This window comes from Hallella bergensis DSM 17361 (genome assembly GCF_000160535.1).
GTDB classification, from domain to species: Bacteria; Bacteroidota; Bacteroidia; order Bacteroidales; family Bacteroidaceae; genus Prevotella; species Prevotella bergensis.
Genome location: NZ_GG704781.1, coordinates 783,388 through 802,748 on the forward strand (window position 1 = coordinate 783,388; position 19,361 = coordinate 802,748).

General features: G+C 47.7%; 13 protein-coding genes. 4 read left to right on the forward strand and 9 right to left on the reverse strand.

Features of this window, described 5'->3' with window-relative positions; genetic code table 11:
* Positions 1–25: 25 nt before the first annotated feature.
* From cls to HMPREF0645_RS07185, 3 genes are all read right to left on the reverse strand, one after another.
* Positions 26–1,450 carry a cardiolipin synthase gene (gene cls, locus HMPREF0645_RS07175; protein WP_007174272.1) on the reverse strand — a complete coding sequence of 475 codons (1,425 nt, stop codon included), beginning with the start codon at positions 1,448–1,450 and terminating at the stop codon, positions 26–28.
* 52 nt (positions 1,451–1,502) lie between these two features.
* Positions 1,503–3,221 (reverse strand): hypothetical protein, encoded by a 1,719-nt coding sequence (locus HMPREF0645_RS07180; protein ID WP_007174273.1) that lies wholly within the window; start codon positions 3,219–3,221, stop codon positions 1,503–1,505.
* 732 nt (positions 3,222–3,953) lie between these two features.
* Positions 3,954–5,315 (reverse strand): sulfatase family protein, encoded by a 1,362-nt coding sequence (locus tag HMPREF0645_RS07185; RefSeq protein ID WP_007174274.1) that lies wholly within the window; start codon positions 5,313–5,315, stop codon positions 3,954–3,956.
* Positions 5,316–5,722: 407 nt separating this feature from the next.
* On the opposite strand from HMPREF0645_RS07185, the gene HMPREF0645_RS07190 reads away from it, so the two are divergent.
* The gene (locus HMPREF0645_RS07190) at positions 5,723–8,278 is read left to right on the forward strand and encodes a glycoside hydrolase family 88 protein (RefSeq protein WP_007174275.1); all 2,556 of its coding nucleotides are present in this window, start codon (positions 5,723–5,725) and stop codon (positions 8,276–8,278) included.
* 44 nt (positions 8,279–8,322) lie between these two features.
* Entirely contained in the window at positions 8,323–9,027 is a 705-nt protein-coding gene (locus tag HMPREF0645_RS07195) for a phosphoribosylanthranilate isomerase (protein ID WP_007174276.1), read from the forward strand.
* 61 nt (positions 9,028–9,088) lie between these two features.
* On the opposite strand, the gene HMPREF0645_RS07200 is transcribed toward HMPREF0645_RS07195, so the two are convergent.
* The 6 genes from HMPREF0645_RS07200 to HMPREF0645_RS07225 form a co-directional block, all read right to left on the reverse strand.
* The gene (locus HMPREF0645_RS07200) at positions 9,089–9,694 is read right to left on the reverse strand and encodes a UpxY family transcription antiterminator (RefSeq protein ID WP_007174277.1); all 606 of its coding nucleotides are present in this window, start codon (positions 9,692–9,694) and stop codon (positions 9,089–9,091) included.
* Positions 9,695–9,846: 152 nt separating this feature from the next.
* Positions 9,847–12,288 (reverse strand): DUF4982 domain-containing protein, encoded by a 2,442-nt coding sequence (locus HMPREF0645_RS07205; protein WP_007174278.1) that lies wholly within the window; start codon positions 12,286–12,288, stop codon positions 9,847–9,849.
* Positions 12,289–12,387: 99 nt separating this feature from the next.
* Positions 12,388–13,659: a phospholipase D-like domain-containing protein gene (locus HMPREF0645_RS07210; RefSeq protein WP_007174279.1), complete on the reverse strand. Its 1,272-nt coding sequence runs from the start codon at positions 13,657–13,659 to the stop codon at positions 12,388–12,390.
* A 2-nt stretch (positions 13,660–13,661) separates the two neighbouring features.
* Positions 13,662–14,648, reverse strand: a complete 987-nt coding sequence (locus HMPREF0645_RS07215) for a KpsF/GutQ family sugar-phosphate isomerase (RefSeq protein ID WP_007174280.1) — start codon at positions 14,646–14,648, stop codon at positions 13,662–13,664.
* Positions 14,645–15,412 carry a 3-deoxy-8-phosphooctulonate synthase gene (gene kdsA, locus HMPREF0645_RS07220; protein ID WP_007174281.1) on the reverse strand — a complete coding sequence of 256 codons (768 nt, stop codon included), beginning with the start codon at positions 15,410–15,412 and terminating at the stop codon, positions 14,645–14,647. Before kdsA ends, HMPREF0645_RS07215 begins: the two co-directional genes overlap by 4 nt.
* A 724-nt stretch (positions 15,413–16,136) precedes the next feature.
* Positions 16,137–16,835 carry a tRNA1(Val) (adenine(37)-N6)-methyltransferase gene (locus HMPREF0645_RS07225; protein ID WP_007174283.1) on the reverse strand — a complete coding sequence of 233 codons (699 nt, stop codon included), beginning with the start codon at positions 16,833–16,835 and terminating at the stop codon, positions 16,137–16,139.
* A 200-nt stretch (positions 16,836–17,035) separates the two neighbouring features.
* Here HMPREF0645_RS07225 and HMPREF0645_RS07230 point away from each other — a divergent pair, with 200 nt between their 5' ends.
* Positions 17,036–17,569 carry an RNA polymerase sigma factor gene (locus tag HMPREF0645_RS07230; protein ID WP_007174284.1) on the forward strand — a complete coding sequence of 178 codons (534 nt, stop codon included), beginning with the start codon at positions 17,036–17,038 and terminating at the stop codon, positions 17,567–17,569.
* Complete coding sequence (locus tag HMPREF0645_RS07235; protein WP_007174285.1) at positions 17,566–18,834, forward strand: anti-sigma factor family protein; 1,269 nt, start codon at positions 17,566–17,568, stop codon at positions 18,832–18,834. Before HMPREF0645_RS07230 ends, HMPREF0645_RS07235 begins: the two co-directional genes overlap by 4 nt.
* Positions 18,835–19,361 lie beyond the last annotated feature (527 nt).

Genomic DNA, 19,361 nt, shown 5'->3' on the forward strand with positions numbered 1-19,361 from the left:
AATGAGCTCCGGAAACTTTCAAGAACTATAATAACGGACTGACAACTCTTAACACGCTTTCCCACAACCGCCTTAAAAACGAACGGTTTTTTACTTTTCTTATTTCGTCGATAAGAACACAATGCTGCATGTCGTCAAGAAAAACCTTCTTCATTCGTAGTGCCATCGCCTCGTCGTAGAAAAAAATATTCGATTCGAAATTATGTTCAAAGCTCCGCGCATCGATGTTGGTGCTGCCACAGGTGGATATGCAGTCGTCGCTGACAAGCAATTTGGAATGATTAAATCCATCTTTATAAAGATAAACCTTAACCCCAGCCCCAATGGTCTCCATGACGTAGGAGGTACTTGCCCACTCCACAATCCTTGAGTCTCCTCTCTTGGGAATCATCAGCCTGACGTCTACTCCTGTCAAAGCAGCTGTTCGCAGCGCAAACATAACCGGCTCCTTGGGCAGAAAATAGGGGCTTTCCATATAAACATATCGACGGGCTTCGAACAGCACCCGAACATAACCCTGCATGATGTCGGGCCAAGGAGAAATGGGACTGCTCGTCACCACTTGTGCCAAGCAATTATTATTAATACGCGAATCTTGTTCCGGATAATATGCTCTTGACGTTATCAGCGTGCGGTCTACAAAGTACCAGTCCACCAAGAAGGCCCGCTGTATGCCATACACAGCCCCTCCCCTTACCAGCAAATGGGTATCACGCCACTTTTGTTTCTTTGTTCCCTTGACATATCGTGTGGCAATGTTGAAACCTCCAATAAATCCTACCTGACCGTCGATCACAATCAACTTGCGGTGGTTCCTATAGTTTACTTTCGAAGTAAATGCCGGAAACTTCACTGGCATGAAGGCATGCACATCTACTCCGCCATTCCGCATACGTTCAAAAAAAGACCCGCTCACCCGCCAGCACCCAACATCATCATAAATCACTCGAACCTCGACACCCTCGCGCGCCTTGTCAATCAGAGCATCGGCTACAAGATTGCCTAATTCGTCATCGTTGAAAATATAGGATAGAAGATGTATATGATGCTGTGCCTTGAGTATCTCATACAGTAGTGCAGGGAAAAATTGATAGCCATCGGTAAATATTTCCACCTCGCTGTTCTTAAACGGCAAGGCCATGTTCTGGTTTTTAAAAAGATGCATCAGCGGTTGATGTGACTTGGGCAGACGAAGATTCTGTTGCTCTACAAACCCGGTCATTGAACGTTTGGTTAACTGGTCGAGTGAACCCTGACTGATCATCCTTTCCTTCCTTGTGTTCTGGCCGAAAAATATATAAAGTATCAGGCCAAATAAAGGGAGAAACCACAACACCAATATCCATGCCATCGTCTTGGCAGGTTGTCGGTTGTCGAGCAGCACCTTTATCATGACACCTACGACTATCAGGCCATAGATGACTCCCCATCCCCAATGCATGTATGTCATATCAACTTAGCTTTACCTCATAGGAACATGAACTATTACGAGCACTTTCTGCTTATTTCATTTTCTTCCTTTGAATATAGGCCAACTCCTTCAATGCGAAATCAGTGTTGGCAGGGTCGTCGAGAAGCTGTTTTAATAATTTTTCAGCCTCGTCATATCGTTCCGATCTGACCAGCAAATATGCCTTCCGTCGCTTCAGAAATCCCACAAACGATATTATCTCATGCATCTCAGCCATACTATTTTCCAAGCCATCCTCGCCCACCACTGGGGATAACTCATGCAGAAATGAATCGATGAAAGTCATAGCCCGAAAGTCATGACCGTTGACCAGACAATTGATGAATGTCTGCATATATGTAATCCGGCGAGCTGGTAGGGTGAGTTGGAGGTAATAGTTCGCCCTGTAATATTGGTGCAGATGCGTGTAGCAAGCACCCACCAAATAACATATTTCTATGAATGCCTCGCGGGTTGCTGTTCCCATTTCATCAAACGAAGACTGCAACTGCCGGAAGATATTCTCCAAAATAAGCACACTTTCATAAAAACGCTTCTGCTCAAATAATGCCTTGCCACGCAGTAAGTCGTGCCCATGACCCGTGTTCTGCAACTCGCACAGCAGCCTTTCATCATCGGTGAGTTCATTCTCCCTGCCGCTCTTTTGTTTGGCCAGAGCCTCTTTCCAAATATATCTGAATTTAGCCAGACGTTTGTCAGCAGGAATCAGGTCGTGTCCCAACAAGATACTGGTGGAGAGCCTTTGCCGTTGCAAGTCGTTGAAACCAATCGTTTTGCTTATGGGTGGCGGAGTCAGGGCTAACGTGACACGATAGTATAAAGTTTCGTCCGTTTTCTCCTGTTGCTCAAAGCAAATCATGAGTTGGCGCAACATGACCGGATTGCGCGGGTCATAGTAACTCAGCAAGGCAGACGCAGACGTATTCGCAAACCTATCATCATCAATCAATGGCGATGATATTTTATAATCAAGAATTTCGTCCACACTTTCAATCACCGTCACCTGATCATTGCACGTCAACACAAACCGAGCAGGAACAATATCTGCAAGTCCCATGGCAGAGGTCAGCAATTGGTGTAACCGCAAGGGTTCAGCGCGTTGCTCATGCCACTCCGGACCATCTTCCTGATGAACAATCTCTTGCTCGCGTATCAAAAAGAGCTCTCGCTTCCATGCTGCGTCCCGCATTTCAACATCATGATTGAAAGCATTCTTATTCGCATCGCTCAGTGCGTTGTATCGCATCACAAACACATGTTGCCAGTGAAAGATGTTGCTCATAGCCCGTACCAAAACATCCTTAGCCATGTTGTCACCCATCAACAAGGCGTTCACAATATGCACATCCACCGTGCCATTGCCCTCGTTCACCGAATAAACCAAACGACAGGTCTCCGTATTCAGGTTACACTGATTACACACAGTGCGCACCAATTCTAATCTGTCCAGTTCAGCATCAAAGAAGAACAAATAAAGCAGGCGTACGTAGGGCGAGTTTTTCTCAAGTCGGATATTGAATTGACCGCTTTGGTATCGATAGCTTGCGACGAGATCCTCCTCGCTATGCTCCCATTTCACATCACAGTTCAACGCTCTCAACGCATCGTCCACACTCACCTTGTTATCTTCCTGGGTACGTTCATAGAGTCCTCGCTCTGCATTGTGATTCTTCTTCCACAATGAGATCAATACAAAGGCCGTAATTAAAATGATGGCCCAAACGGTCAATATGATTACAAAAGCTATCATCACTCTGTATGCAAACTTAGCTAAAAATTTTGATAAATAGGTCTCAGGGCATATTATTTTTCAGAGCTGAGCAACAAAAGAGGTTGGTGCAGGATGCTACCAACCTCGAGGGATAGATTTCGCTAACAAAAAACATTGCGAAACCATCGAAAAACTGTAGCAAATATAAGTTTTATTTTTGAATAAAACAAATATTTTAGCAGTAAAATGCGTTTTTTAACAATAGTTGCCCAAAATGTAACGACTCAGCATTCGAGCAAGGCTATGTGACCGTCCCACTCTCATAGGAAGGCTATACATGGCATGAAGTTGTGACGATGTGAATATCTGCACCTTCGAAAATAGTTAAATATAAATACCGTTTTGGGGTCAAGATTTTCGAGACATATAGAGAAAAAAAACGCCATCTTTTCTCGGCGTAATCAAGCTTGGCATGCGCCAAATGCGTCAGGTTGCTGCGATAGGAGCTTGATCGTTGTGCGGTTAAGCCTTAGTGGCAGCGCGGAAAAGGCCCAACCGCCGTGCGGTTGGGCCTTTTCCGTGATGCCATTCGATATTCAATCGCAGGCGGAGAAATAGCAAAAAAGAAGCGTTATTTTAAAAGCCACTGACAGTCAGATATTTGCAGTATGCCGCATTTTTTGCGTATTTCGAGCGAAGACTAACTGGTTTTCGAATAAACGAAAATGAGAAGGCGTTTTGTCAAGATAATTAACCCTCTCTGATGCCTCCTTAATCCTTCGGTATATATTTATTTTTCATTCTGGTGAGCCTTGAGGGATGAGCTTTCATCCATTCAGCAAGAAGCTTACGATGGGTCTTGACAACCTCCTGATATCGTGCATCTAAAGCAAGATTGCGCATCTCCCCGCGATCATTCTCCATATCATAGAGTTGTTCACGGTATCTGCCGGTATCATAGAGCACATACTTGAACTTCTTCGTGCGTACCATCCAACCGATAGTGCCGGCCGTTTGTGCAAAAACCGTCTCTGAAACCACATAGTCACGTCCGGGAGCCTTGGCCTCACCTTGCTCTGCCAAAGCCCTTACACTCTGCCCCTTGCAGTGAGCAGGAATCTCGATACCCGCAAAATCACACACGGTTGGCATCAGGTCAATGCCGTTGCTGACGAGTTGTGGCATCACCCGACCGGCATTTTTACCCTTTGGCAAACATATGATGTAGGGAATGTTGACCACACTCTCATAGAGCACGGTTTTTTGGTTCCATTGGTGTTGAGCGGCGCCGTCGCCATGGTCGGAAGTGAAGATAATGACGGTGTTGTCCCAAAGCTTCTGCCGATCTATCTCATCGACTATTTTGCCTATCTCGCTATCTGTCTGTTCCGTCAGCCTATAATAGGCATTGAGATATCGGCGCCAGTCATCAGGCGTATAATCCAATGAGGGATACAGCCGGTGGTTCTGAACCTTTTCATAGGCCAAGGCTGTAGCGTCATACGGATTCACATGGAAATTAGATGGCAGTTGCGGACATTTGTTGATGTCGAGCTCGGTAATCTCACCGAAAGGAGGATTCTGGTGACGGGCATACTCACATATTCCGTGCGGAGAATTGAACGAGGCCACAAGAAAGAACGGTTTCTTTCGATCCCTGTTCCGCATATAATTGACTACAGATTCTGCCAACCCATTGTCATCATGGCCGTGAAGATTCTTGAATCCAAAAGCTTCCTTGTCTGGCAGCGAATTTGTGTTGACATGCCATTTTCCGGCATACGCACAGTCATACCCAGCATCTTTCATCATATTGCCCAAGGTGCGGTTGCGCAGAGAATCAGGCAGGGGCGTCTCGTTCTCCTGCATGCCTATCTCACTCGGCATATAGCCTGTGAACATAGACGAACGAGAAGGTCCACTAAGTGGGAGCACACAATAAGCATTCTCAAAACGTACGCCATGACCAGCCAGTTTGTCCATCGTAGGAGTGGCCAGTTCTTTGTTTCCAGCACAACTCATCGCTGTTGCCGTTTGCTGATCAGTCATCACGTAGATGATGTTAGGGCGCTGTGACATGGCAGCCGTGGGGATCAGCGAAACCCCGCCCAATAAGTACATTGTCTTAACCATTTTAGTTTATTTTATTCGTGAAGGTTTTACAGTACAAATATAGTACTTGTATTTAAATAAAACTTGTAAATCTGTCCAATGGCCTATCATTTTTGTGTAAATCGGGCATTGTCAACAGCTACGGCCTATCTTGCCGCATAATCCAGCTTGGCCAACAGTGCGACAGGGGCAGTTGAGTTTCAATGGAGTAAGATTATCATCATCTTGTTTAGGAACGAATTGTTTTTTAACATTTTCAATCTTCTTTTCTAAAAAATGTTCCTTACCTTTGTACACATCAATATAGGGCTGTAAGCCCCTTTTTGTTTAGTAGTAATACTGGCAGGCTCTGTCTGCGAAGATAATGGACCTGCCTTTCTCTCTAAAAACATCCATTAAAACAAACAAATAAACGAATCTTAATTAGTATGAAACAATTATCGACATTGCTGGTGGCACTGTTTCTGCCACTGTTCGCTTTAGCTCAATCGTGGGATGAGGCGATGTACAAACAGATTGAACAGAGCATCCGCATGCCGCAATTTGCCGATCGCGAATACTCGATTACACAATTTGGTGCTTCACCAAAGGCATCGGCTGCCAAAAACCAGAAAGCGATCAACCGTGCCATTCTCATGTGTTCCAAAAAAGGCGGGGGGCGCATCGTGGTGCCTCGTGGTGAATGGCTCACCGGAGCCATACGCATGCAGAGCCATGTTAACTTGGTGGTGGAAGAAGGCGCAACCCTGAAGTTCGCCTTCGAACCCGAGTTGTACCCATTGGTCAAGACATCATGGGAAGGTATTGGATGCTGGAACTATTCGCCATGTATCTATGCCTATCAGGCAACCGACGTTGCACTGACGGGCAAGGGAACGATCGATGGTAACGGAAGCAAACAGACATGGTGGCCGATGTGTGGGGCGCCCCGATACGGGTTTGTAAAAGGCGAAACCAAAGAGGCTCAAAACCTCGGCTCACGTGCCCAGCTCTTGAAATATGCCGAGAATGATGTGCCGTGGGACCAACGCAAGTTTGGCATGGGTAAGGGACTGCGTTCGCAGCTGGTCAACTTTGTGGAGAGCGATGGCATTCTCATCAAAGACCTGCATTTGGTGAACTCGCCTTTCTGGGTGATCCATCCTCTACTGTCTAAAAACATCACCGTAGACGGTGTGTTTGTGCAAAATGATGGTCCTAATGGCGACGGCTGCGACCCAGAAGCTTGTGACGGCGTGCTGATTCAGAACTGCACATTCGATACGGGCGACGACTGTATCGCCATTAAGAGTGGTCGTAACAACGATGGGCGCTTATGGAACAAGCCCTCCCAAAATATTATTATCCGAAACTGCAAGATGGCCGATGGCCATGGCGGTGTGGTCATTGGTTCGGAGATTTCGGGTGGCTGCCGGAATGTCTTTGCTGAAGATTGCTACATGGACTCACCCCATCTCGATCGCGTGTTGCGCATCAAGACCAACAATTGCCGTGGTGGACTCATCGAGAACATCAACATGCGCAATGTCACTGTAGGTCAATGCAACGAGGCCGTGTTGCGCATCAATCTCGACTACGAGCCCCGTGAGGAATGCTACAGAGGCTTCGAGCCGACTGTGCGCAAGGTATATATGGAGAACGTAACGAGTAAGGAGAGCAAATATGGTGTACAAATCATTGGACTGAACAATATCGAAAATGTATATGATATCACGGTCAAGAACTGTAAGTTCGACGGCGTTTCCAAGGCTCCGGTAAGTATCAGCGGCAAGACCCGAGACATCAAGTTTGACAACCTTTTCATCAACGGATCCCTTGTTCTGAACGAAGCCGATCGCCCCTACAAAAACTTCTCCGAATGGATGGTGGCCTCAGAGATGAAGCGTGTGCCCGAAAGCTATTTGCTCGACTTCTCCAAGAAACCCAAATGGAGCTATGTAATGGGCATCGAACTGGAAAGCATGCTCGACACTTATTTGGCTTACAAGAACGAAAAGATCCTGGATTATCTGAAAACTTATCCTGCCAAGATGATTGACGAAAAGGGTAACATCACCGGATATAAATATGAGGACTTTAATCTCGACAACGTTCGCACGGCCCGTTTCATCTACCGCATGAACCAGATGGAGCCTCAAAAAAATCTTCAGAAGGCTCTCAAAACCTTGTTCAAGCAATTGGAAAAGCAGCCACGCACCAAGGAAGGCGTGTGGTGGCACAAGGCCATCTATGCCAACCAGGTATGGCTTGACGGTATCTACATGGGACTACCCTTCTACACAATGGCTGCCCCCGCCCTGAAAGGACAAAAGAAAGCCGAAAGGAAATATTGGCCTGATGCTGTCGATCAGATCACCAAAACTGACTTCCGAACATTTGATGACAAGACCGGACTGTGGAAACACGCATGGGATGAGACCCACACTGCGTTCTGGGCTGACAAGGCCACAGGCAAAAGCAAACACACCTGGGGGCGCGCGTTGGGATGGTACACCATGGCCATGATAGAAGTGCTTGATGCGCTGCCGCAAGATTACGCCCGTCGCCATGAGATTATCGATTTGTTTCAAAAGGCAATGACACAGGTTGTAAAGTATCAGGACAAAGAAACAGGTGTATGGTATGACGTGCTCGATGTTACCGACGACCGCAACTATTTGGAGTCCACCTGTTCATCAATGTTTGCCTATTGTCTGCTCAAAGGGTCACGCCTGGGCTATCTCGACCAGAGTTTTAGGGAAGCCGGCATAAAGGCATACCTCGGGATCATCAAAGAGTTTATCAAGGTGAATGCCGATAAAACCATCTCACTCACCAAGTGTTGTTCAGTGAGTGGATTGGGACCGGCTCCCGGCCCATACGTGAAGAAGCCCAACTTCAGACGCGACGGCTCCTTCGACTATTACATGAGCGAACCTATCCGCGACAACGATGCCAAAGGTGTCGGCCCGTTTATATGGGCAAGTCTTGAAATGGAAAGGTAAACTCAGCCTCTTCTTCGTATTGAATAGTTCCAAAACAAGAGAAAATGATTATCAAAGTATGTGGCATGCGCGATGCCGACAACATTCGCGAAGTGACAAAACTGGGAATAGACATGATGGGGTTTGACTTTCATAAAGACAGCCCCCGTTATGTCTACATGATTTCGTCGCAGGCCGGGATCATTCCCGATTACAGCAAAGAGCGTTTGAAAAAGGTCACTGGGAAAGACAATTCGCAGTCTTCAGCAGACCAGATCGCGCAGCTCAATCGCGTTGGCGTGTTTGTGGATGAAATGCCACAAACCATCGTAACCCGTGTTTACAATTATGCTCTCGACTATATTCAGCTTCAGGGCAGCGAGAATCGAACGATGATAGAAAACCTCAAGAGCACGCTTGTGCCTGACATTTCACCTGATATCAAATTCATCAAGACCTTGCACATTACCTCCGTGTCTGATCTATCCTCCTATAAGAATTACGAGGGAAGCGTTGATATGTTCATGTTTGACATGTCACACGAAGTGCCAGGCGACTCCCGAGAGCAAACCGATTGGCAGTTGCTTGAGCAATACGATGGAACAACGCCCTTTTTATTAAGCGGCCATATCGGACCGGAAGATGCAGATCGTATTCTTAACCTCCGTCATCCTCAGTTTGCAGGAATCAACTTGAACAGCGGCTTTGAGACAGAACCAGGCATAAAAGACGTTTCAAAACTACGTCATTTCATCAGTAAGTTGAGGTAACCCGAGGAGGGGACATGTGCTCATATTTACATGTCCCCACCCCAGGAAAACATGTACGAATTTACAACAAAGGCTTGCAGCACCATTTCGTAACCTTGAGCATCACTCCTATACCTGGAACTTCTTTCAAAAGGTAGTACTGTTTGTTCGAACGAACGAGCTTACCCTGTAGCCCTTTCAAGGGACCATGAGTAACCATAACGGGGGTTCCGGCCTTGAGTTTCGCCTGTGCTTCACTAAGAAATTTTCTCGCAAGAATCTCGGGATTACACATCGCCCTGAACTCAAACATCTCCCGGGCGGGAATCTCATAATAATCAATGCTGCCCGGTGTCTTCCTTATTATGCTCACCCGATAGGGCAATGCCGCAATGATACCGCGCATTATCTTCTGACAAACCGTTTTCTTGATAAACAAAAGGTTACGCACCACGGGGCGTAACACGCGTTTCACATGGTTTCTTCGATCCTCAACATCCACATATTCCATGGGGATAAACACCTCAAGGCCCTCATTCTCCAGCATCTTGGCTATCTCCTCCTGGCGGCTGGAAAAGAGACGGAGGGCAAACCAAGGCGTCGTTTCTTCTGTCGTTTCCTTACCAACAACAGGCGCTTCGGCAGACTCTGCACGGCGTTCTGGAAATTGTGTGGTGTTCCGATTCATCGATTATTTATCCAATTACAAAAAAATAAAACTCCATGACTGGCCTAACAAACAGGCCGTCATGATCTCCTTGCCCATTATGGCCTAAGAAACTAAACACGCAGAAGCGCCATAGCATTGACAAATGATGAAGGTTTCGAATCCACATCCCATCATTGTGTTGCAATGGTTATTCGCTTTTTCAGTCCCAACTGCGGTGCACTCACCTCGACATCTGCATTTCCTGGTTGTGTGCCAGCCTGCACCACGACAACGAGTTTGCCGCTGAATAGTTTCATTTGTGGCTTGACAAACGATTCCAAGGAGGTGGCATCGCCATTACACATCGCCCTGAATGTGGCGTTTCCCGTAACATTCACCACAATGTCGTTGGTGGCACGGGGAAGCTCAACACCCTTATCATCCACCAGACTCACCGTGATAAAACACAAGTCTTCGCCGTTTGCATGGATCGTTTGTCGGTCAGCTTCCAACTTAATAGCTGCGGGTTCTCCTGCTGTTTCCACTCTCTGTTCTGCTGCCGGCATGCCTTGTGCATCGTATGCCACCACCTTTAGCTCTCCCGGTTGATAAATCACATTGTCCCACATGAGCCTGTATCTGCGTGCACGTTGCTTGGCAAGCACTCCGGTTGAGGGGTTCTGATCGTCAACCCGCAACCCAAAGGCCTTTCGTATCCGTCCCTGTGACTCGCCGTTTACGAAGAGTTCGGCCTCGGGATAATCCGTATATACAAACACAGGAGTCACCTTTCCCTTACGCTCGGGCCACGTCCAATGGGGCAAGATGTGCAGAGTATGTTTCTCCTTGTTCCATACCGACCGATAGAGATAAAACCGATCCTTGGGCAATCCGGCCAAATCCATAATACCAAAATAGCTACTTCGGCTTGGCCAATATTCATCGTAGGGAGTTGGTTCACCCAGATAGTCGTAGCCAGTCCACACAAACTGTCCAATGGTGTAAGACTTATCCTCATCGGCTATAAAGTCCTCCTCGGGCAGATTGCTCCATGAACACCACTCCGTATCATAACTCGATACCTGTCCATCAGCCCCAGCCTTGGTCACTCGGAACGTCACCGGAAATTTGTATATACCGCGCGAGCTCACCGTTGATGCCGTTTCCGCACCAAGCAAGAACCCCTGTGGAAGACTCTTCATGTTTCTATCATATTTATAGACGCGGTAATTAAATCCCGGAACGTCCATAACTTGAGCAAAACCAGACTTCAAGGCAGCCTCAGCACGATCCATACCCTGCGTTACAGGCACCGAAGGGTCAAGTCGATGGCAGTGCTCCTGCAACTGCTTGGAAATGTCACGTCCCTGCTCACTCCATTGTTCGGGAATCTCATTGCCTATAGACCACATCACCACCGAAGGGTGGTTGCGATTGGCCAACACCAGATTGGTGATGTCCCGCTCGTGCCATTCCTGGAAGAATCGAGCATATCCGTTTTTGCATTTCGGATAAATCCACATGTCAAAGCTCTCGGGCATGACCATCATGCCAAGCGAATCGTAAACCTCCATCTGCATTTGTGAAGGCATGTTGTGAGCCGTACGTATGGCGTCGGCCCCCATATCCTTGAGTTGTTTCATCTGACGTATCAATGCAGCCTTATTGACCGCAGTCCCCAAGGGGCCGAGGTCGTGGTGCAGGCACACACCTTTGATCTTCCGTGACACACCGTTCAGCCGGAAGCCATGTATCGAATCTACTGTAACCGTACGCACACCGGTTTTCAAAACAGTCCTATCTATCAGTTTATTGTCTTGATAAAGGCAGGTTTCCACCTTATATATATGGGGTGTCTCGGGCGACCATAGACGCGGATTGTGAAGTGTGATCTCATCGTGTACCAACCCATTCTCTCCCACCGATGCATGGAAAGCGCGCTCCACATATCCCTTTGGATGATACACCCTCACCTCTACTGCCAAGTTTTTCTGACCCTCATATCCTCTCAGTCGGGTATCGACAGCTATCTTTGCTTCCTCTTTGCCGACCGATAATGTGCGGAAATAGGTACCCCATGGGTCGATGGCTACCGGAGGAGTCATCACCAGTTTTACTGGTCTGTATATCCCCGCACCAGGATACCAGCGACTACTTTCTTCCACATTTTGCAGACTCACGTCTATCTTGTTATCGCCGTTTTTGAGGTAAGGCGTGATATCCAACCGAAATGGCGTGTAGCCGTATGCCCAGTATCCTGCACGACGCCCATTGACATATACCGTCGGCTCCGCCATGGCACCGTCAAACTCCAATATGGCACGTTTGTCACCGACCTTACCCACATTGACAACCGTGGAATAATAGCCCTTGCCTATCCAGGGCAGCGCTCCCGACCGCCCCGACTTCTCACTCTTTTCTTTCTCACCGTTCTGCTCAATGGCCACCACTTGCAGGTCCCATTTCTTGTCAAAGGGCCCGCTTATAGCCCAATCGTGAGGCACCGTCACTTGCTGCCAGTGAATGCTATCGCGCGAAAACGACCAAGCTTTCAGATTGTATTCCTGCCTTGTCTGTGCATTTAAAACCATGGGTGTCAGCAAAAGGGACACTACAAAATAGATGAGCTTCATAGCGTTTGTAATATGAGAAATAACATGTTGCAAACTTACGTAAATTCATTGAAAAAGCCGAACGAAATGCTGATATTAACAACTGGACGCGCCCTCGTCTTACAGGAACGGCGAGATAAGATGCCCCACCCAACCAACAAACTTCTTGAACGGACTCCGCCATTTATTCCATCGTTCCTTCGTCAGCAGGAAGCAGTCTTTCTTCTCATGGTCAAAAAGATTGTTGAGTTCGGCCGTGGTGTGTGGGTCGATAATCACAGCGTTTTCCTCATAATCCCACGAAAGACTACGCGCATTGAGATTAGCCGACCCGACAGTACAAAATTTCCCGTCTACCATAATTACCTTGCTGTGATGAAATCCAGGTTTGTACATCCAGATATTGCAGCCATGCTTCATCAACTTATGAGCATTGTAGAAGCCGCAGTCGGGCGTTAGCGGAATATCGCTGCGAACACTGAGCATAATGTCCACCTTCACTCCACGCTTCACGGCCTGTCTCAAAGCGTTCTTGATGGGTCGGTTTAGCGTAAAGTATGGATTGATAATACGAATACTGTCCTGGGCAAAACGTATGGCATTGGTATAAAACTCACGAATCACCTTGTTGGTTTTGCGGGGTTCGCGGTTGATAATACCCACGGTCTTATGGCCGGCAGTGGCCGACGTATCCGGCTTGAGGTTGTTGAAATAGCTGTCGTCGCCCAATCCCCGGAAATATTTTGCACCATGTAGATTCTGCCCGGTCACCTTGTTCCAAGTGTCGATGAATATGCCCTGGAGCGTGTTCACCTCCGTACCCTGTATGCGGCAGTGTATATCGTGCCACTCGCCCACTTGCGGCGTACCTGTGATATAGTAGTCGGCCACATTCATGCCTCCTGTATAGGCTATCTTCCCATCGATGACCACAATCTTCCGATGGTCGCGCGAGAAAACATGGTTTATCCAGGGAAAGCACAGCGGGTCGAACTCGTGGATTTCAATGCCCCTGCTCCTGATATCGCGGAGGTGTCTTTTCTTTAACGGTTTGTTGTTGCTCATGTTGCCAAAGGCATCGTACAGTGCGCGCACCTCAACCCCCTCCTTGACCTTGTCGGCCAAGATGTCGAACAGCAGTCCGGCTATGGAGTCGTTGCGGAAATTGAAATATTCGAGATGCACCGATGACTTGGCTTGTCGGATGGCCTCAAACATATCGTCAAACTTCTCCTGCCCGTCAATCAGCAAGGTCACACTGTTATCATGAGAGAACGTAACACCACACTCCTCAAGATGATCCACAATGAGCGAGTCGCTCGTCTGGGCCACTGCCCCGACACTGAAAGATATAAATAATAATAAGAGGTGAGCCTTATGGATAAACTGCATTTTTATTGGTTTAACAATGTTGTGGCATAGCTGTCCACAATGCCACGGAACTCCATCCGGTCATCGCACACGAGCACTGAGTGTATTTTGTACTTATGCATAATGCGCTGTATTTCGGTAATCTTAGTATTCAATCTCACCATCTTCGGCTCACGCGTCATGATGTCGGCCACGGTATGGTTGAAAAACTCAGCCTGCCATCTCTCCATGGCGCGCCGGATGTCTCCGTCGGTGATGATGCCCGTCACGTGTCGCCTGTCGTCCAACGACACACCCAGTCCCAGCTTTCCTCTGGATACCTCTATAATGGCATCGCCAAGATGCATTTCCTCAGGAATAATGGGCAAGTCGTCGGTATGCATCACGTCTTCAGCAGTGGTAAGCAGTCGCTTGCCAAGCTCGCCACCGGGGTGGAAGTGAGCGAAGTCGTGTGGCCGGAAGTCGCGCACTTGCATCAGCGCAATGGCCAACGCATCGCCCATAACAAGTGCCGCTGTGGTGGATGAGGTTGGCGCAAGGTTCAGCGGACATGCCTCATGGTCTACCCAGACCTTGATATGAACGGTGGAGTATTTGGCCAACAACGATTCGGGATTGCGGCTCATGCCCACGATGGGGATATTCATGTGGAGCAGAATGGGGATGAAACGCAACAGCTCATCGGTCTGTCCCGAGTTGCTCAGCGCCAACACCACGTCATCTGACGTCATCACGCCAAGATCGCCATGATAGGCATCGAGAGGATTGATAAAGAACGCCGGCGTACCCGTGGAAGACAGCGTGCCGGCTATCTTGGCTCCGATATTCCCGCTTTTGCCTACGCCGGTGACAATGATTTTACCCCGACAATGATACATCAGCTCCACGGCGCGTGTAAAACTGTCGTCAAGTTGCAGCATAAGGTCACTGATGGCCTGCGCCTCTTCTGTCAGGCATCGTTTGGCATAGTCAATGGATTGGTGTATGCGTTCTTCTGGAGTTGTGTTCATGATAACAGGGTTTGGATAAGATGGCCAAGTTTATCGAGTTCCAGCATGTTGGCCGCATCCGACTTCCCCTCGTCGGGATTGGGATGAACCTCAAAGAAATAGCCCGTTGCCCCAAAAGCCCGCGCTGCCAAGGCCATGGACGGAACAAACTTTCGGTCGCCGACGGTCTTGCCATCTCCGGCCGATGGTCGCTGCACGCTGTGGGTGCAGTCCATGATGACCGTGGGCACGATTTCCTTCATATCAGCAATATTCCGAAAGTCTACCACTAAGTTGTTGTAACCAAAACAGTTTCCACGCTCGGTGAGCCACACTTCATTGGCACCGCTTTCCATGGCTTTCTGAACAGGATAAACCATGTCAGCGCCCGAGAGAAACTGTGCTTTCTTGATATTGACCACACGCCCCGTCCTGGCAGCCGCCACCAAGAGGTCGGTCTGGCGACAAAGAAATGCCGGTATCTGCAGCACATCGCACACCTCGCCCACGGGAGCGGCCTGCCACGATTCATGAATGTCGGTGGTTATGCGAAGACCATATTTCCGTTTCACATCGGCCAACATCTGCAGGCCTTTGTCGATGCCCGGGCCCCTGAAAGAGCCGATAGATGTGCGGTTGGCCTTGTCAAAAGAGGCCTTGAAAATAATATTAATGCCCAGACGCTCGTTGATGTCGACCAGTTGTCGGGCAACCGTATCGAGCAACTCGGCTGACTCGATGACGCATGGACCGGCAATAAATATGGGGGATGTGTTGTTGTTCATATACAGCCTGATTTCATAGATACCTATATGCAAAGGTATAAAAACTTTGTCTGATATTTCCTTTCGTTTATGAAAAGTAACGGAGATTACATCTTTTTTGGATTCGCAGTCTCATGTACTCGACATGGAACCCTTATTCTGAAGGCGAGTCACAACCTCACCATGCCATCTTTGCCTACACGTCCCCAAGCAGTTCGGATCGCTCCTGTCGACGTGTAAGAAAAACGCACTGTATGTGATGAAAATATCCGACAAAACCTATTCAAATTTGAGTCTATTTGTCAACGTGAGGAAATTTGTACGAAATACGTCAAAATTCCGACTATTTCATAACAGTCTGCCAATCAGCCTGATAGGCAAACAAAGACTCAAAGCGGTTTCCCCCGATAAAAGAACATCATGCCCTTAAGCTCTAACGGCATTGCGGTTAAGCTTTGATCGTCAGACAACGAAGCCTTCCCCGCGGTGCGAAGTGGGCTTATTCGCCGTGCGATGACGGTCTAACGGCAAACGGTTTGGAATATTGTCCGTCCTTCTTCGAGACCCTCACACCGGAAACATGGCGCATTTTTCTCTAAACAAAGAAATCTCAAAAGTTAAAATTTGGTCATCAATTTTGACAATCTTCCATTTGCCTTGCACAACGATCCGCTTCATATCAGATGCATTATGCATTGTCCCTGATTGTGCAAATCGAACAATCAAATGATATAGTAGAGTCCTTTTAATGTAAATAAAAATCACATGTTAGATTCTCGCACCAAGAACTCCGCCTACCATCGCTATCTATCAGACACACCTCTTCCATTTCGGGTGGGGAAAAACGTTGCTTGGCAAACGACAGCAGACAGCGCTCAATCGGCTTGTCCGGCATGGTTCTGACCCATACCCTGCGACAAAGCATCATGCCCATGAGATAGGCTTCGGCCGATATTTCTTCCACTCCGTCTGCCGGCAACACCAAGCTCACCTCGCCCGACGGCCGGAGCCATTGCTTGGAAAACCTGAAAAAATCCTTGAAGAATGTCACGTCGGAGTGACGTGCTGTCGCACGCGATTCGTCATTATTTTTCATTCCGCTGAGGAAGTAAGGAGGATTGCTCACAATAGCATCGTATGGGGCATCGGGCACAAAATCCTGAAACGCCGATACATAGACCCTGACACGGTCGGCAAAAGGCGATGCGGCCATATTCTCCTGACACTGTTCCGCCGCCTCGGCATCTATCTCCAAACCCTCCACCGTGGCACTGGGAAAACGTTGGGCAAGCATCAGCGACACGAGTCCTGTGCCGGCCCCGATGTCGAGCAATCGGCGCCCTCCACGAGCCCACGCCCCGATGAGCACTCCGTCGGTGCCCACTTTCATGGCGCAACGGTCATGGCGCACGCTAAACTGTTTGAACGTAAATCCGTTTGGCATCTATTTTGCTTACATAAGGGTTGAGAAGTGTCTTTTCATAGAATTAAACGGCAATAAGTTCAACTTATTTTATCCATACGTCCGCAGATTTTCTCTTCCAAGAAAAAATAACAAGAAAATAAAAAAGTTGTATCCGCTTAAATCTTTTTCATCGTTTTCGGGTCTTTATAGTAGATGCATCTTTAAAAACAACCACAATAATGAAGAAAACAAATGACATCACTCAAGATGAACTCGCAAATACGTTCAAGGCCGAAAGGTCGCGTTTGCTGAAGTACGCTTGCTACAGACTCGGCAACGAGGACGATGCGAAGGATGTGCTGCAAGATACTTTTCTGAAGTTATACACACGAATTACTGGTGCTGATGACCTGCAGATAAACGACTTACGCAGCTATCTCTTCCGTACGTTGACTAACGTCTGTGCCAAATGGCAAACTGGCATTAATCGAATCAAGACCATTCCATTAGATATGAAGACAGATGTGGCCGAGGCTTCCGATCCGGGAAACGAGTCCGACTATAAACGTATCGTCGGCTTACTGACGGAAATTCCGGACGAACAGGCCGAGGTTATCCGGCTCCGAATCTATGGCGACAACAGCTTTGCAGAGGTTGCAGAAATCCTCTCTCTACCGCTCTCGACGGTAAAATCCCGCTTTCTCTATGGACTGGAGAAGCTTCGCAAGAACATGAAAAAACAATCGACAACAATTAAATCAACAAGATTATGAATTGCAATGAATTCAAGGAAAAGGTGGCAGACCTTTTCGACAAGAATATAGACATTGATACGCAGCAAGAATGCAACAAACACATGGGCAATTGCCCTGAATGCAAGGCCTACTATGATGAACTGCAAGAAGCCTTCAATACGCTCCAGCCCCAAAAAGTTGCCAATACTACTAAGGCTAAAAAAACTCATCGTCTTTGGCGCTATGCAGCCGCAGCAGCCATCTTCCTTTTCGGCTTCTTCATCGGTTTGAGCCATCTGTTCTCCACGCCCGCCGTGGCTGAGGACGCCAGAATCACCTTCCTGCAACAAGGCATCCAAAGCGTGCAGAACGTGGGCAGCTTCCAAATGGAGGTTTACGCTCGCACTACGCCGCAAGAAAATTTCGCTTACTTTGACCCTACAATGCCTTTCGTGAAAACGGATATTCAACTACTAAGACAAAACGACTCCCTTTTCTACCGCGTGGAAAAAAAGGACGGGCGGGCCGTCGTATTGAACGGGACCACTCAATTCCTGTGGGTTCCCGGAAAACTCTACCTCAAAGGAAACCGAGAAACTAACTTTCTGGAGCGTTTTGCCAACCTGATGTTCCCCGAACGGCTGTTGACCTTGCAGAAATCGGCTGTCGCACTGTCGAAAGAGAACAAGGTGACAAAGACAGAGACCGATACGACCGTTGTTTTGACCGTTGAGGGTACAGAGAAATACAGTGACCTGAAACAGCTCTTTGAAACAGGAGAGATGGACGACTGCCACGTCATCGTCGAGAACATCTTCACCAAGAACGACGGCTTGCTACGCTTCGTGAAACTATGGATCATCAAGGACGGGCGGAAGACCCTGCTGCTCCACATCGACAACATTCGTTACAACATAATACTCAGTAAGCGAGACATTACCCTTTTGCCAGCCGCCAAATGGACAAACGTGACTGAGCAGCACCCTACGTCCGACAATCGACTCAAACTACTACAAAACGAGACGGCCGAACAAGCAGCCGAGCGCATCCTGAATGCCCTCATCAATGACAACGAAAGTCAGGCCAATGAAGCTCTCATCTACTACAAGACCGATTTCGAAAATCTGTCAACAGCAATGAGGGGCTGCAAAGCCACAGATTTTCAAATCCGCGAGGAGCCTTCATATGCTGGCGTCCACGTCTTCTACACACTGACCACCACCGACGGCAAACAGATAAAACGTCACATTGCCCTTCGTAATGACAATGAACAGCATATTTGGATTGTGGACGGAGGATTGTAAACAACTTATACATACGACAATCTATGGTATGACCTTCCCGACTGCCCCGTCACAACAGGCGGCGGGAAGGTTTTCTCGCGACTCGTGGGAGTATCTGCAAATTAGAGCCTGTGGACTGTTCAACAGGCTGGGACAGATGATAAGTGATCAACAGTGTCCTAAATGTTTTTTAGATAACTCAAGAAACACACATTAAACCATAAGACTTGACGTATGTCACTCTAATCGCAAATAGCGTACACCCCCTACTTCTCATCTTTTTTATCGGCGGCAACGTAAATGACTTTTGATTGGATTACCTGAACGAAAATTGTTATCTTTGCCGTGAAGGAAAGTTTGGCTCTGAACAAATATTAAGGTACGGTTTTTTGCCTTAATGAAAAACTTCTTTCTTCACTTTTTTAAAAATTATTTAGGACACTATTGGTAAGAGACACATGATTTAGTGTTCATACGACCCGCGTACAACATTTTATGGTTGGCAGTTACGGGTTTATGCGATATTATTTGTACCTTTGCACTTTAAT